Annotated in this window: 14 protein-coding genes; 12 read left to right on the forward strand and 2 right to left on the reverse strand. The window is 65.2% G+C overall.

All coding sequences use genetic code 11. The features are described 5' to 3' along the window. The first annotated feature begins 22 nt into the window (after positions 1 to 22). The 12 genes from NK214_RS08855 to NK214_RS08910 all read left to right on the forward strand — a co-directional run bounded on the left by NK214_RS08855 (position 23) and on the right by NK214_RS08910 (position 11,794). The gene (locus tag NK214_RS08855) at positions 23 to 802 is read left to right on the forward strand and encodes a C40 family peptidase (RefSeq protein WP_107798973.1); all 780 of its coding nucleotides are present in this window, start codon (positions 23 to 25) and stop codon (positions 800 to 802) included. Positions 803 to 876: 74 nt separating this feature from the next. Next, a complete protein-coding gene (locus NK214_RS08860; RefSeq protein WP_048415208.1) occupies positions 877 to 1,098 on the forward strand; it encodes a hypothetical protein in 222 nt (73 codons plus the stop codon). Between the two features lie 72 nt (positions 1,099 to 1,170). Next, a complete protein-coding gene (locus NK214_RS08865) occupies positions 1,171 to 2,415 on the forward strand; it encodes a lipoprotein-releasing ABC transporter permease subunit (RefSeq protein ID WP_107798974.1) in 1,245 nt (414 codons plus the stop codon). Further along, positions 2,408 to 3,118 (forward strand): lipoprotein-releasing ABC transporter ATP-binding protein LolD, encoded by a 711-nt coding sequence (gene lolD, locus NK214_RS08870; RefSeq protein WP_253314260.1) that lies wholly within the window; start codon positions 2,408 to 2,410, stop codon positions 3,116 to 3,118. Before NK214_RS08865 ends, lolD begins: the two co-directional genes overlap by 8 nt. 137 nt (positions 3,119 to 3,255) lie before the next feature. Next, entirely contained in the window at positions 3,256 to 4,542 is a 1,287-nt protein-coding gene (locus NK214_RS08875; protein ID WP_253314261.1) for a mechanosensitive ion channel family protein, read from the forward strand. An 18-nt stretch (positions 4,543 to 4,560) separates the two neighbouring features. Continuing rightward, a complete protein-coding gene (locus NK214_RS08880) occupies positions 4,561 to 5,184 on the forward strand; it encodes a response regulator transcription factor (protein WP_019100757.1) in 624 nt (207 codons plus the stop codon). After that, entirely contained in the window at positions 5,184 to 5,648 is a 465-nt protein-coding gene (nudB, locus tag NK214_RS08885) for a dihydroneopterin triphosphate diphosphatase (protein ID WP_107798976.1), read from the forward strand. The genes NK214_RS08880 and nudB overlap by 1 nt, the downstream gene beginning before the upstream one ends. Next, positions 5,645 to 6,325, forward strand: a complete 681-nt coding sequence (gene creB / locus NK214_RS08890; protein ID WP_107798977.1) for a two-component system response regulator CreB — start codon at positions 5,645 to 5,647, stop codon at positions 6,323 to 6,325. Before nudB ends, creB begins: the two co-directional genes overlap by 4 nt. Position 6,326: 1 nt before the next feature. Further along, the gene (gene creC, locus NK214_RS08895; RefSeq protein WP_107798978.1) at positions 6,327 to 7,745 is read left to right on the forward strand and encodes a two-component system sensor histidine kinase CreC; all 1,419 of its coding nucleotides are present in this window, start codon (positions 6,327 to 6,329) and stop codon (positions 7,743 to 7,745) included. 115 nt (positions 7,746 to 7,860) lie between these two features. Further along, positions 7,861 to 9,216 (forward strand): cell envelope integrity protein CreD, encoded by a 1,356-nt coding sequence (creD, locus tag NK214_RS08900; protein ID WP_107798979.1) that lies wholly within the window; start codon positions 7,861 to 7,863, stop codon positions 9,214 to 9,216. A gap of 189 nt (positions 9,217 to 9,405) precedes the next feature. Further along, the gene (locus tag NK214_RS08905; RefSeq protein ID WP_253314262.1) at positions 9,406 to 9,582 is read left to right on the forward strand and encodes a hypothetical protein; all 177 of its coding nucleotides are present in this window, start codon (positions 9,406 to 9,408) and stop codon (positions 9,580 to 9,582) included. A 16-nt stretch (positions 9,583 to 9,598) separates the two neighbouring features. Further along, positions 9,599 to 11,794 carry a phosphocholine-specific phospholipase C gene (locus NK214_RS08910; protein WP_253314263.1) on the forward strand — a complete coding sequence of 732 codons (2,196 nt, stop codon included), beginning with the start codon at positions 9,599 to 9,601 and terminating at the stop codon, positions 11,792 to 11,794. A 51-nt stretch (positions 11,795 to 11,845) separates the two neighbouring features. Here the strand turns inward: NK214_RS08910 and NK214_RS08915 are convergent, their stop codons facing one another. Beyond that, on the reverse strand, positions 11,846 to 12,319 hold the full coding sequence (locus NK214_RS08915; RefSeq protein ID WP_253314264.1) for a class I SAM-dependent methyltransferase: 474 nt from the start codon (positions 12,317 to 12,319) through the stop codon (positions 11,846 to 11,848). Between the two features lie 342 nt (positions 12,320 to 12,661). Continuing rightward, on the reverse strand, positions 12,662 to 14,182 hold the full coding sequence (locus tag NK214_RS08920; RefSeq protein WP_253314265.1) for an aldehyde dehydrogenase family protein: 1,521 nt from the start codon (positions 14,180 to 14,182) through the stop codon (positions 12,662 to 12,664). Positions 14,183 to 14,234: the final 52 nt, after the last annotated feature.

Below are 14,234 nucleotides of genomic sequence, written 5' to 3' on the forward strand. Positions count from 1 at the left end.
CCCGTCCGATAGAGTTCGGCCTATGAAATTGCAACTCCGCTTAATGACTCTGGTGCTGGCGGGCTTTATGGTATTCGCTGAAGCGGCGCCGGAAAAGGCCCCTCCGGAAGGGCGCCCCGCGGCGGAAGCTAGCGCGCAGTCTGGCCAGGACGACCCCATCTCGAAATTCTCCTCCCCCGCGGAAGACGCGGTGGGGGATTTGTTGTTGCAAGCCATGAGCCTATTGGGCGTGGCCTATCGTTTCGGCGGCAACTCGCCGGAAAACGGCCTGGATTGCAGCGGCTTCATCCGCTATGTGTTTCAAAAGTCCTTGAAAGTGAATCTGCCGCGCACTTCCGCTGAAATGGCCCGCGTTGGGAAATCCATCAACCGCAGCGAACTCGTGCCCGGCGATCTGGTCTTTTTCAATACCCGCGGCTTCAGTTATTCCCATGTCGGCATGTATATGGGCAACGGCAAATTCATCCACGCGCCGCGCACCGGCAAGAATATCGAAGTGGCCAACATCAACCAGAGCTACTGGAACGGCCGCTTCAACGGCGCGCGACGGGTGAACCGCAGCACGGCGGCGCAGGCGGCGGACACTTCCGACGATCTGACCGTGGCGACGCCGACGCGTAAGGCCGCGGCGGTAAGCGCTCCGGCGGCGAAGTGCCGCAAGGGCAAGAAGTGCAAGCCGGAGGTCTCCGCCAAGAAGGGCGGCAAGGCCGAAGCCAAGAAGTCCGGCAAGAGCGGCGGCAAAGCCGCGGCCAAGAAGGGCGGCAAGGCTGCCGGCGGCGCCAAGAAAAAAGCCAAGCGTTGATTGGCGGCTTAAGCTGATAAGGATGCAGGAACAACATTGCCCGCGTTGCGGGCAATGTGCTTTGGAGCGAAACGATGGCATTGAAAGTGGACATACCGGTGTGGAAAGACCCGCAAGGCAATGTGGTGGCCTGCGTGGAGAAGCTGAAAGTGATGCAGGAAAACCTGGAGGAGCTGGCCCAATTGGCGCAGGACGCCTTGGAGGACGCGGTGCTGATGGGCTGCGACGAAGGCCAGGTCAAGGATTTCCTGGTGCAGGTGATGCAAAGCCTGCACAACCCTTATCAAGGGCGCTGAGCGCCGTTTTCATCCACCCCCTCGGGCTACGCGCGGCGAGCCCGCGACTCGCTCCGGAAAGGAGCTTTTTTGATGCAGTGGCCTTTTGAAGCCTTTATCGGCCTGCGTTATCTGCGGGCCAAGCGCCGCAACGGTTTCATTTCCTTCATTTCCCTGATTTCCATCGTCGGCATCGCCCTGGGCGTGGCCGCGCTGATCATCGTGCTGTCGGTGATGAACGGCTTCCAGAAGGAAATCCGCGGCCGCATTCTGAGCGTGGCCTCGCATCTGGAGGTGAGCACTTACGACGGCCGGCTGGATCATTGGCGGCAGGTGGCCCAGCTGGGCGGCGCGCAGCCGCATGTGCTGGCCGGCGCGCCCTTCGTCAACAGCCAGGGCCTGTTTACCGCTTACGGCAATGTGCGCGGCGGCCTGGTGCGCGGCATCGAACCGGCGCTGGAGGACAAGGTGGTGGATGTGGGCCAGCACATGGTGACCGGCAAGCTGGAGAATTTGCGCCCCGGCGAGTTCGGCGTGGCGCTGGGCGCGGAGCTGGCGCGCCAGCTCAATGTGGGCCTGGGCGACAAGGTGATGCTCTTCGTGCCGCAGGGCATGATCACGCCGGCGGGCATGTTGCCGCGTTCCAAGCAGTTCACCGTGGTGGGCATCTTCAAGGTGGACATGTTCGAGTTCGACTCCTCCTTGGCGATGGTGAACCTGCGCGACGCCCAGGTGTTGTCGCGGATGGGGGACAGCGTCAGCGGCGTGCGCTTCAAGCTGGACGATCCGATGCTGGCGCCCACGGTGAAGCAGGCGTTGCGCGCCAAACTGCCGCAAAACCTGGTGACGGATTGGACCGACACCAATTCCAACTATTTCCGCGCGGTGCAGATCGAAAAAAGGATGATGACCATCATCCTGACGCTGATCGTGGCGGTGGCGGCTTTCAATCTGGTGTCCACGCTGGTGATGGTGGTGACGGACAAGCAGGCGGATATCGCCATTTTGCGCACCCTGGGCGCGTCGCCGGCCAGCATCATGAAAGTCTTCATGATTCAGGGTTCGGTGGCCGGGGTGCTGGGCACCTTATCCGGCGTGGCCTCGGGCGTGTTGATCGCCTTGAACTTGGACGTGATCGTGCCGCTGATCGAACGCGTCATCGGCAGCAAGATTTTGTCCAGCGAGGTGTATATGATCGACTACCTGCCGTCCGACGTGCAGTGGGGCGATGTGTCCACCATCACCCTGATTTCCCTGCTGCTGGCCTTGTTCGCCACGCTGTACCCCAGCTGGCGCGCGGCGCGCACGCAACCGGCGGAGGCCTTGCGCTATGAGTAATGTGTTGTCGTGCCAAGGGCTGGGCAAGTCCTATAACGAAGGCAAGCTGCAGCTGACGGTGTTGTCCGATGTCAGCCTGACGGTGGAGAAGGGCGCCAGCCTGGCCATCGTCGGCGCGTCCGGCTCCGGCAAGAGCACGCTGCTGCATCTCTTGGGCGGGCTGGACACGCCCAGCCAGGGCCGCGTGGAGGTGTTGGGGCGGGATCTGGCGACGATGTCCGAGTCGGAGCGCGGCCGGATGCGCAACGCCTCCTTGGGCTTTGTCTATCAGTTCCATCATCTGCTGCCGGAATTCAGCGCGCTGGAAAACGCGATGATGCCGCTGCTGATCCGCCGCATGCCGCGCAAGCAGGCCGAGCGGGAGGCCGGCGAGATGCTGGGCCGCGTGGGCCTGGGCCAGCGCTTGCAGCACAAACCGGGCGAACTGTCCGGTGGCGAGCGTCAGCGGGCGGCGATTGCGCGCGCGCTGGTGACCCGGCCGGCCTGCCTGCTGGCGGACGAGCCCACCGGCAATCTGGACGTGCACACCGCCAAGCAGGTCTTCGATCTGATGTTGGAGCTGAACCGCACGCTGGGCACCAGCCTGATCATCGTCACCCACGATCTGGAGCTGGCGGCGCGCACTCAGCGCACGCTGCGGCTGAACGAGGGCCGGCTGATGGATATGGAGCAGGAGCGCGCGGCCGTCGGCCAGGCGCTTTGATGTTTAGAAACCGGTTCACGCTCCGTCGCAAGGCGAGCGGCGCGTCGGTCCGCCCTTGGCGGCGGCCCCGCTTCTGCTCGCTAGACTTTGAGCCGGTGCTTTGAAAACCGAGCAAACCAACTCTGGGAGAAACCACATTGCTGTTCAAGCGTGAAGAAATCGACTTCGATGCCTTGCTGGATATTTTGCAAACCCCGTCCGGCCTGATGGAGTCGGCGATAGGCGTCTTGTGCGTGTTCATCGCTTTCTATCTGGCCCGTTTCGCCTTCAAACAGTTTTTCGATCACAATCCGGAGCGCTATGAGCGCTTCTTGCCCTATGTGGGCTTCCGTCTGGTGCTGCCGGTGGCGGCGCAGGCGCTGGTGATGCTGTCCCGCTCCGCCTGGGTGCATCTGCTGCACGAGCGCGCGATGGTGCTGCACTTGCTGAGCGCGATGCTGTTCTGGCTGACCCTGATCCGGCTGTGCTGCGCGGTGGTGCGTCAGGCGCTGCCCAAGGGGCGTTTCGAACGCCATACCGAGCATTTCCTGGCCACGGTGCTGTGGCTGGGCTTTGTCAGCTGGGCCATCGGCTTCGACATGGTGGTGATCGAGTGGCTGGAGTCGATGTCGTTCTCGGTGGGCAAGACTCGTTTGAATATGCTGACCATACTCAACGGTCTGTTGTGGGTGTCCATCATCGTGATGGTGGCCTTGTGGGTCAGCCGTCTGATCGAATCCCGCTTGCTGAATCTAAAGCAGTTGGACCCCAGCCTGCGCATCGTCATGGCCAAACTGACCCGCACGATATTGCTGGTTTTGGTGGTGCTGATCGCGCTGCCGGTGGTGGGCATCGATCTGACCGTGCTGTCGATGTTCGCCAGTGCGATGGTGTTCGGCTTGAGCTTCGGCATGCAGAAGATCGCCAGCAACTTCGTGTCCGGCTTCATCATTCTGCTGGACCACTCCATCCGCATCGGCGACCGGCTGATGGTGGAGAACCGCGTCGGCTACGTGACCAAGATGACTTCCCGCTACGTGGTGCTCAAGGGCGCGGACGGCACCGAGGCGCTGATTCCCAATGATGTACTGATGACCAACACCGTGGTCAACCAGTCCTATTCCGACAAGAGCATGTGGACCAGCTTGCCGGTGTCCGTGGCTTACGGCACGGACCTGGACAAGGCGCTGGCTCTGCTGCAACAGGCGGCAAGCACACAGCAGCGGATTGTGAAGGACCCGGCGCCGCGCGGCTTCGTCACCTTGTTTGCCGACAGCAGCATCAATCTGGAGCTGGGCTTTTGGGTGGCGGACCCGGAAAACGGTTTCATGGGCTTGAAATCCGATCTGAATATGGCAATCTGGCGGCTGTTCCAGCAACATGGCATACAAATGCCGTTCCCGCAGCGGGAAATCCGCATTCTCAACGATAAGCCGCAAGACTAAGGCAGGGGAGACGCCGCCATGGCAGGCAAACGCTTGGCAATCATAGACGACGACGCCGCAGTGCGGGAGTCGCTGGTATGGCTGCTGGACGGCCAGGGTTATCTGGCCAGCGGCTTCGACAGCGCGGAGGAGTTTCTGGCCTGCCCGGACGGCGGCGACTTCAACGGCATCATCCTGGACCTGAGGCTGTCCGGCATGAGTGGCATCATGCTGCTGGAAAAACTGGCCGGCTGGCCTTACTGTCCGCCGGTGATCATGCTCACCGCCCACGGCGACGTGCCGCATGCGGTGGCGGCGCTGAAGCTGGGCGCGCTGGATTTCATGGAAAAGCCTTTCGACGACGAGCGCTTGCTGGAGCGCGCCGAGGCCGCGGTGCTGCGCGACGAGCAGAACCGCCTGCTGCACGGCCGCCGCAGCAAGGTGTCCGCCGCGCTGTCCTTGCTGACGGACCGCGAGCGCGAAGTGATGCAGCTGATCCTCACCGGCAAGCTCAACAAGCAGATCGCCGAGGAACTGACCATCAGCATGAAAACGGTGGAAGTGCACCGCGCCCGCGTGTTCGACAAGATGGGCGTCAAATCCGCGGTGGAGCTGGCCGGCCTGCTGGCCAGCCAGAGCCCGGCCAACGGAGGCAAGCGCTGATGGGCGACAAACAACCGGTGTCGGTGCTGGTGGTGATTCACACCGCGGACGGCCAGGCGCTGTTGATCGAACGCGCCGACAAGCCCGGCTACTGGCAATCCGTGACCGGCAGCCGCGAAGGCGAGGAAGCCTTGCGCGACACCGCGCTGCGCGAACTGGCCGAGGAGACCGGCCTGATCCTGGCGCGCGACGACGCCCGGCTCAGCGACTGGGGCCTGGTCAACCGCTATGAAATCTATCCGCACTGGCGCCACCGTTATCCGGACGGCGTCACCCACAACGACGAGCATGTGTTCGGCCTGTGTCTGGAGCGGCCGCAGACGGTGACGCTGGCGCCGCGCGAGCATCTGGCCCAGCTCTGGCTGCCGTGGGACGCGGCCGCCGACAAGGTGTTTTCGCCGTCCAACGCCGAGGCGCTGCGGCTGTTGCCGCACAGGCTGGCGCCGGCGACGGCGCGGCCATGAAGCCGCTGATCTGGCTGGCCGAGGACGAGGCCGGCATCGCCGACACCCTGATTTACACGCTGGAGACGGACGGCTTCGACGTCGAGTGGTTCGAGCGCGGCCTGCCGCTGCTGGAGCGGCTGGAGCGGGCCGTCCCGGCGCTGTGCATCCTGGACGTGGGCCTGCCGGACATCAACGGTTTCGACCTGTGCCGCCGCTTGCGCGAGCGCGCCGATGTGCCGCTGATGTTCCTGACCGCGCGCAGCGAGGAAATGGACCGCATCATCGGCCTGGAGATCGGCGCCGACGACTACGTGGCCAAGCCGTTTTCGCCGCGCGAGGTCAGCGCCCGCGCGCGCACCATCCTGCGGCGCTACGCCAAGGGCCAGGCGCCGGCCGCCGCGCCGGCGCCCGCCGGTTTCGAACTGGACGAGGCGCGCGCCTGCGTCCATTTCGCCGGCCGCAAGCTGAACCTGACCCGCTACGAATACCTGCTGCTGAAAACGCTGCTGGCGGAGCCGGGCCGGGTGTTTTCGCGCCAGCAGCTGATGGAGCGGGTGTGGCGCGACGCCGAGGACAGCTTCGACCGCACCGTGGACACCCACGTCAAGACCCTGCGCGCCAAGCTGCGCGACATCGACCCCGACGCCCAGCCCATCCAGACCCATCGCGGCCTGGGTTACAGCCTGGGCGAGTGAGATGCGCTTCGGCCTGCGGCTGTTCCTCGGCTATTTCCTGATCGTGGCGGTGGCCGGCTGGTTCGTGCTGGCCATTTTCACCCAGGAAGTGAAGCCGGGCGTGCGACGCGCCACCGAGGGCACGCTGGTGGACAGCGCCAATGTGCTGGCCGGCATCGCCGCCGCCGACCTGGCCGACGGCGACATCGCCAAGGGACGGCTGGCCCGCGCCTTCCGCGATAAGGCGCGGCCGCCCATCGCCGCCAATATTTCCGGCATCGTCAAAAACAATATGGAGTTCCGCGTCTACGTCACCGACGCGCGCGGCGTGGTGATTTTCGACTCCAGCGGCCGCGATCTGGGGCGGGACTACTCGCGCTGGAACGACGTCTACCGCACGCTGCGCGGCGAATACGGCGCGCGCAGCACCCGCAGCAGGCCGGACGACGAAAACAGCAGCGTGATGCACGTGGCCGCGCCGGTGCGCCTGGACGGGCGCATCGTCGGCTCGCTGACCGTGTCCAAGCCCAATGTGACGATGGAGCCGGTGATCCGCCGCAGCGAGCGCAAGATCATGCTGGCCGGCGGCGCGCTGCTGGGCGCGGCCTTGCTGATAGGCGCGGTGATGGTGTGGTGGATCAACCGCTCCATCCGCCGGCTGGTGGGCTACGCCGAGGCGGTGGCGGCCGGCCAGCCGGCCAATGTGCCGCGGCTGGGCAGCCCGGAACTGGACAGCCTGGGCCTGGCGGTGGAGGCGATGCGGCGCAAGCTGGAGGGCAAGGCCTATGTGGAAGGCTATGTGCACACGCTGAGCCATGAATTGAAAAGCCCGCTGGCGGCGATACGCGGCGCCGGCGAACTGCTGCGGGAAGACCCGCCGCCGGACACGCGCCGCCGCTTCGTCGACAACATCCTGGCGCAGAGCCTGCGCATGCAGCAGTTGATCGAAAGGCTGCTGTGGCAGGCGCGGGTGGAGTCGCGGCTGCGGCCGGACGCCCAGCCGCTGGACTGGCCGGCCTTGATCGCGGAAACCGTGGACGGCAAGGCGCTGGCCGCCGCCGGGCGCGGTGTGAGCTTGGTTTGCCGGCTGGCGCCGGCCCGGCTGAACGCGGACCGTCTGCTGCTGGCGCAGGCGCTGTCCAATCTATTGGACAACGCGCTGGAGTTCAGCCCGCCGGGCGGCGTCATCGAATTGAGCGGCGCGCCGGAAGAGGGCGGCTATCTGCTCCGCGTGCGCGACCACGGGCCGGGCGTGCCGGATTACGCGCTGGAACGGGTGTTCGAGCGCTTTTATTCGCTGCCGCGGCCGGACAGCGGCAAGAGCACCGGCCTGGGCCTGAGCCTGGTGCGCGAAGTGGCCCAGCTGCACGGCGGCCGCGCCGAACTGGCCAACCACGCCGACGGCGGCGCCGAGGCGCGGTTGTGGCTGCCGGCGGGCTGAGCCCGCTTCGATAGCGAGCGGCTTCGGCCAACTTCACCGAGACTTCACACGGGCTCATTCCCGCTTCATCGCCTGGATTTAGGCTGTCTCCCGTCATGCAACCAGGAGACAAGCGATGAAGAAAAACCCCTTATTGACCAAGATACTGATCCTGCTGGCGCTGTCTTTGGCGCTGCTGGTGCCGGTGAGCGCGATCAGCAATCTGATTTCCGAGCGCAAGCACTACCAGGAAGAAGCGGTGGAAAAAGTGGTGGCCAGCACCAGCGGCGAGCAAACCGTGATCGGCCCGGTGCTGGTGATCCCCTATGTGGAAACCGTGGAGGAAAAACAGAACGGCAAGACGCAAAGCGTCAAGCACGAACTGGAACGCTATGTGTTGCCGCGCCAGCTGGCGGTGGACGGCAAGCTCAAGGTCAGCCCGCGTTCGCTGGGCATTTATCAGGCGCTGATCTTCGGCAGCGAGGCCGGTTTCAGCGGCCATTTCGAGATCCCGCCGCAGCCTGAGCTGCTCAAACCGTCGATTCAGCTGAAAACCCCCTATCTGGCGGTGGGCATCAGCGATCCGCGCGGCATCGGCAAAGTGCCGCAGCTGAGCGCCGGCGGCAAGCCGCATCCGTTCGCGGCCGGCGCCGGCCTGCCGCGGATGAGCGAGGGCATACACGCGCCGCTGCCGCAGTTGCTGGACTTCGCCAAGCCGCAGACGTTGCCGTTCGCCTTCCAACTCAATTTGCAGGGCACGCGCAGCATCAGCTATGTGCCGGTGGGCGAGAGCAGCACGCTGAGCCTGACGTCCAACTGGCCGCACCCCAGCTTCATCGGCAATTTCCTGCCGGTGCAGCGCAGCGTGGACGCCAAGGGCTTCAAGGCGCAATGGGAGAGCAGCTGGTTCGCCAATAATCTGAACGACCGTTTCCAGCAGGCCGCCTTCAGCGACGGGAAATCCGGCCTGAGCGCCTTGCCGTCCTTCAGCACCGGCCTGGTGCAGCCGGTGGATCAGTACCAGCAGAACGAACGCTCGGTCAAATACGCGGTGCTGTTCATCGGTCTGACCTTCTTGTCCTTCTTCCTGCTGGAAACGCTGCGCAGCCTGCGCGTGCACCCCATCCAGTACGTGCTGGTGGGCATGGCGCTGGTGATGTTTTTCCTGATTCTGCTGGCCTTGTCCGAACACCTGGGCTTCGGACCGGCCTATCTGCTGGCGGCAACGGCCTGCGTCGGACAGATAGGCTTCTACGTCAGCCACATCCTGGGCGGCTGGAAACGAGGCCTGGGTTTCGCCGGACTGATCAGCCTGTTGTACGCGGTGCTGTACGGTCTCTTGCAGTCCGAAGACAACGCCTTGCTGCTGGGCAGCTTGCTGCTCTTCGCCGCGCTGACCGCCATCATGACGCTGACCCGGCGGCTGGATTGGTATCGTTTCTCCGCGCGGAGCGAGGAGGCCGCCGCGCCGCTGGAGCCGCCCCAGCCTTGAGCGCGCCAACGCATTGACAAAAGCATTTTTTGGCTAATTCACAAAACCGACATCATTAGGTAACGCGTTCTCGCTATCGTTTTCCCGCCCGGCCTCATCGCCGGGCTGGGCAAGGGCCTGGGATTCCGCCCCCGGGTCCTTGGTTTTTCACCGCGGCGCGCAGCGCCGCCACAAGACGATTGCACCCCGATGACGCTCACCACTCTTTCGCCCAGCTCCGCCCTTTGGGCGCGCCGGATGGCCGCCTGTCTGCTGGCGGCCGCGCTCGCCGGCTGCCTGGGCGACAATCAGGACCAAGCCGGCCAACCGGGCAACGGCAATTCCAATCAAACCAAGCCGCCGGCCACGCTGCGCTGCGCGCCCTGAACCCGGATAGCCCGCCATGACCGACACTCCCGTTTCCGCTTCCCGCCGCCAGTTCATCAAGCGCGGCAGCGCGCTGGCCGCCAGTTCCTTGACCTTGTCCCTGCTGCCGGCCTCCATCCAGCGCGCGCTGGCCATTCCCGCGAACAACCGCACCGGCACCCTTCAGGATGTCGAGCACATTGTGATCCTGACCCAGGAAAACCGCGCCTTCGACCATTACTTCGGCAGCCTGGCCGGGGTGCGCGGCTTTGGCGACCGCTTCCCGCTGCCGCTGGCCGACAGCGCCTTGCTCAAGCGCAAGACCGTCTGGTATCAGACCAATCAGGGGAACAGCGCCACGCCGCCGCGAGTGGTGGCGCCGTTCCACCTCAACACCGCCCAGACTTTCGCCTATATGCGGGTGGAAGGCACGCCGCATGTGTGGTCGGACGCGCAATACGCCTGGGGCAAGGGCGTGATGAACGCCTGGCCCACCTATAAGCAGAACCACGCCATGGGCTACTTCAAGGAGACGGACCTGCCGTTCCAGTACGCGCTGGCCAACGCCTTCACCCTGTGCGACGCCTATCACTGCGCGTTTCAGGGCGGCACCAACCCCAATCGCGTCTTCCTGTGGTGCGGCGGCAACGATCCCTTGCAGAAGGGCAAGGGCCCGGTGATCGCCAACGCCTACGACTCCGTCGATTACAACCCCAAGGGCGGCTACACCTTCAGCACCTACGCCGAGCGGCTGGAAGCGGCCGGCGTGAGCTGGAAGATTTACCAGGACATGGCCGACAACTTCACCGACAACCCGGTGGCCGGCTTCCGCAGCTTCCGCGCCGCCTACTTCGGCGAGGCCGGCGCCAAGCCCGCGCTCAAGAGCAAGGGCTTGTCCACCTGGACGCTGGACGATCTGCGTCAGGACGTATTGGCCAACCGGCTGCCCCAGGTCAGCTACATCGTCGCCACCGCCGACGGCTCCGAGCATCCCGGCCCGTCCAGCCCGGCGCAGGGCGCCGATTACACCGCCCGCGTGCTGGACGCGCTGACCGCTAATCCCGAGGTGTGGAGCAAGACGGTTTTCCTGGTCAATTTCGACGAAAACGACGGCTTTTTCGACCATCTGCCGCCGCCGGCCGCGCCCAGTTATCTGAGCTGGGACGCGGACCCGGCCAAAGCGGTGCTGGCCGGCGCTTCCACCGTGGCCACCGATGGCGAATATCATCATCTGCGCAGCAGCGAAACCGGCAATGAGCGCGCCGACCTGATCCACGTGCCTTACGGGCCGGGGCCGCGGGTGCCGATGTACGTGATCTCGCCGTGGAGCCGCGGCGGCTGGGTCAACTCCCAGGTGTTCGACCACACCTCGGTGATCCGCTTCATCGAACAGCGCTTCGGCGTCAAGGAGCCCAATATCACCGCCTGGCGGCGCGCGGTGTGCGGCGATCTGCTGTCCTGTTTCGACTTCGTCAATCCCAACGCCGAGCTGCCCAAACTGCCGGCCACCGCCGCGCTGGCGGCGCGGGCGCGCGCCTTGCCCGGCCGCACCAAGCCCAACGCGCCGGCCTTGCCGGAACTGCCGGTCCAGGCCGTCGGCCTGCGCCGCTCGCGCGCCTTGCCCTACGAGCTGCACGCCAGCGCGCGGGTGGACGGCAACGCCGGCGCCGTGGAATTGATCTTCGCCAACAGCGGCAAGGCGGCGGCGGTGTTCCACGTGTACGACCGTCGCCATCTGGACGCGCCGCCGCGCCGCTACGCGGTGGAGGCCGGCAAGCAGCTATCCGGGCTGTGGCGGATCAATTACGACGCCAATCTTTACGATTTGTGGGTGCTGGGCCCCAACGGCTTTCATCGCCACTTCAGCGGCGACGCCGGCCAACTGGGCCGCGTGAGCAAGGCGCAGCCGGAGATTCAGGTCTGTTACGACCCGGCCGCCGGCGACGTTTATCTGAAGCTGCACAATAGCGGCCGCGAAAACTGCGAGTTCCTGGTGCGCGCCAACGCCTATGCCAAGACCGACCCGCAGCGCGTCACCGTGGGGCCGCAGGGCGAGGCGGTGTTGAACTGGCCGTTGAAAGACAGTCACGGCTGGTACGACGTCAGCGTCAGCGCGCCGGTGTTCCCCGGCTTCAGCCGCCGCTTCGCCGGCCGGGTGGAAACCGGCCGCGACGGTTATAGCGATCCGGCGATGGGCGGCGCGGCGCAGGGCGAGCAGTGGGCCACGTCCTGAGCCGGCCGGTCTTGCCGGTTTAAAACGGGCGGCGCCGACGGCGCCGCTTTTTTAATGGCCCGGCGTGTCCAGGCGCTCGAACCGCATCACCCTGGCCGGCGGCAGATTGCGCCAGATCAGTTGGCTGTCGCGCAGCGCAAAGCCCGCGCCCAGCCAGTCCGCCCGCGCCTGCAAGGCGTAGCTGAATTGCAGCAGCGCGCCGCCGGCCGGCAATACGCGACGCCATTGTTCGACGATGGCCAAGGCTTCCGCCCGCGGCAGGGAGCGCAGCGGCAGGCTGGAGACGACGGCGTCTATCGCCGCGTGCTCCGGCAATAAGGCCGCCAGCCGCGCGGCGTCGCCCTGTATCACCTGGACCGAGGGAAAACGCTGCCGCAGATGCCGGGCAAAGGCCGGAGAGCGTTCGACCACCCGCAAGCGCTCGCGGCTCAGTCCTTGCGCCAGCAAGGCCTGGGTAATGGCGCCGGTGCCGCCGCCCAGCTCGATCACCAAACCGGTGCCGGACATCGGCGTCTGGGCGGCCATGCACTGCGCCAGGCGCTTGGAACTGGGCCAGACCGCGCCCACCCGGCCGGGCCGGTTTATCCATTCGCGAAGAAACAGGCGGGGAGCGCGGGCGGTCAAATGGGCCCGGCAGACGGCGGGCGCGTTCAGCGCTTTGGCGCAAATGGGGCAAAAGGCGGGGGAGGCTTCGAGTGGATCAGGGCTGCGCATGGGACTTTCTCCGGTTTGACATGCTGGTTTGTCCTGGAGAAGCCATGCTAGAAAACAATGCTTAAGCGCAGCTGAAGCGCCGCGATGATTGTCGCATCGCGGCGCTTTGGGGTTTAACAACAGTTCACGATATCGCTAGCCGTGCGCAGCTTCCTAGAAGAAGCCCAGCGGCTTGCCGTCAAAGCTCACCAACAGATTCTTGGTCTGCTGATAGTGATCCAGCGCGCGCTTGTGGGTTTCGCGGCCGATGCCGGACTTTTTGTAACCGCCGAAGGCCGCGTGCGCCGGGTAGAGATGGTAGCAGTTGGTCCAGACCCGGCCGGCCTTGATCGCGCGGCCGACGCGGTAAGCGCGGTTGATGTCGCGGGTCCACACCCCGGCGCCCAGGCCGAACTCGGTGTCGTTGGCGATGGCGACGGCTTCGGCCTCGTCCTTGAAGGTGGCGATGCTGACCACCGGCCCGAAGATCTCCTCCTGGAACACCCGCATCTTGTTATTGCCCTTCAACAAGGTGGGCTGGATGTAAAAACCCTGCGCCAGGCCGCCCTCCAGCGGTTCCAGCTTGCCGCCGCTCAGCACCTCGGCGCCTTCCTGGCGCGCGATGTCCAGATAGGACAGGATTTTGTCGAACTGCTGCTGCGAGGCCTGGGCGCCCACCATGGTGTCGGTGTCCAGCGGGTCGCCGCGCTTGATCGCCTTCACCTTCTTCAACACCTCGGCCATGAAGGCCGGATAGATGGATTCCTGCACCAAGGCGCGGGACGGGCAGGTGCAGACTTCGCCCTGATTGAAGAAGGCGAGCACCAGGCCTTCGGCGGCTTTCTCGATGAAGGACGGTTCCGCCTGCATGATGTCTTCAAAGAAGATATTGGGCGATTTGCCGCCCAGCTCCACGGTGGACGGGATGATGTTCTCCGCCGCGCATTGCAGGATGTGACGGCCCACCGGGGTGGAGCCGGTGAAGGCGATCTTGGCGATGCGCTTGCTGGTGGCCAGCGCCTGGCCGGCCTCCTTGCCGAAGCCGTGGACCACGTTGATCACGCCCGGCGGCAGCAGATCGCCTATCACTTCCATCAGCACGGAAATGCCCAGCGGCGTTTGTTCCGCCGGTTTCAGCACCACGCAGTTGCCGGCGGCCAGCGCCGGCGCCAGCTTCCACGCCGCCATCAGGATGGGGAAGTTCCACGGGATGATCTGGCCCACCACGCCCAGCGGCTCGTGGATGTGATAGGCCATGGTGTTGTGATCGATTTCCGCCGCCGTGCCTTCCTGGGCGCGGATGCAGCCGGCGAAATAGCGGAAATGATCGGCCGCCAGCGGGATGTCGGCGTTCAGCGTCTCGCGCACCGGCTTGCCGTTGTCCCAGGTTTCGGTGACGGCCAACACCTCCAGATTGGCTTCGATGCGGTCGGCGATCTGCAGCAGCAGATAGGAACGTTGTTGCGCCGAGGTCTGGCCCCAGGCGTCGGCGGCCGCGTGGGCGGCGTCCAGCGCTTTATCGATGTCGGCGGCGTCGGAGCGCGGAAATTCGGCGATGGGCTGGCCGTTCACCGGCGAGGTGGTGGTGAAATGCTGGCCGTGGACCGGGGGCGTGAACTCGCCGCCGATATAGTTGCCGTAGCGGGGCTTGAAGGCGATCAACGCGCCGGGCGTGCCGGGGTGAGCGTAACGCATGGTGTTTCTCCTGTTGTGGATAGACCGCTTGCCGCGCAAGCTTGGGCGCGCA

Origin of the sequence: Chromobacterium sp. S0633 (assembly GCF_024158805.1) — a bacterium.
Taxonomy (GTDB): domain Bacteria; phylum Pseudomonadota; class Gammaproteobacteria; order Burkholderiales; family Chromobacteriaceae; genus Chromobacterium.

Excerpts from the sequence above, each read along its gene's own strand:
- creD (WP_107798979.1), top strand. The coding sequence starts at position 7,861 with ATGAAGAAAAACCCCTTATTGACCAAGATACTGATCCTGCTGGCGCTG.
- NK214_RS08865 (WP_107798974.1), top strand. The coding sequence starts at position 1,171 with ATGCAGTGGCCTTTTGAAGCCTTTATCGGCCTGCGTTATCTGCGGGCC.
- lolD (WP_253314260.1), top strand. The coding sequence starts at position 2,408 with ATGAGTAATGTGTTGTCGTGCCAAGGGCTGGGCAAGTCCTATAACGAA.
- NK214_RS08920 (WP_253314265.1), bottom strand. The coding sequence starts at position 14,182 with ATGCGTTACGCTCACCCCGGCACGCCCGGCGCGTTGATCGCCTTCAAG.
- nudB (WP_107798976.1), top strand. The coding sequence starts at position 5,184 with ATGGGCGACAAACAACCGGTGTCGGTGCTGGTGGTGATTCACACCGCG.
- NK214_RS08905 (WP_253314262.1), top strand. The coding sequence starts at position 9,406 with ATGACGCTCACCACTCTTTCGCCCAGCTCCGCCCTTTGGGCGCGCCGG.
- NK214_RS08880 (WP_019100757.1), top strand. The coding sequence starts at position 4,561 with ATGGCAGGCAAACGCTTGGCAATCATAGACGACGACGCCGCAGTGCGG.
- NK214_RS08855 (WP_107798973.1), top strand. The coding sequence starts at position 23 with ATGAAATTGCAACTCCGCTTAATGACTCTGGTGCTGGCGGGCTTTATG.
- NK214_RS08915 (WP_253314264.1), bottom strand. The coding sequence starts at position 12,319 with ATGGCCGCCCAGACGCCGATGTCCGGCACCGGTTTGGTGATCGAGCTG.
- creC (WP_107798978.1), top strand. The coding sequence starts at position 6,327 with ATGCGCTTCGGCCTGCGGCTGTTCCTCGGCTATTTCCTGATCGTGGCG.
- NK214_RS08910 (WP_253314263.1), top strand. The coding sequence starts at position 9,599 with ATGACCGACACTCCCGTTTCCGCTTCCCGCCGCCAGTTCATCAAGCGC.
- NK214_RS08860 (WP_048415208.1), top strand. The coding sequence starts at position 877 with ATGGCATTGAAAGTGGACATACCGGTGTGGAAAGACCCGCAAGGCAAT.
- creB (WP_107798977.1), top strand. The coding sequence starts at position 5,645 with ATGAAGCCGCTGATCTGGCTGGCCGAGGACGAGGCCGGCATCGCCGAC.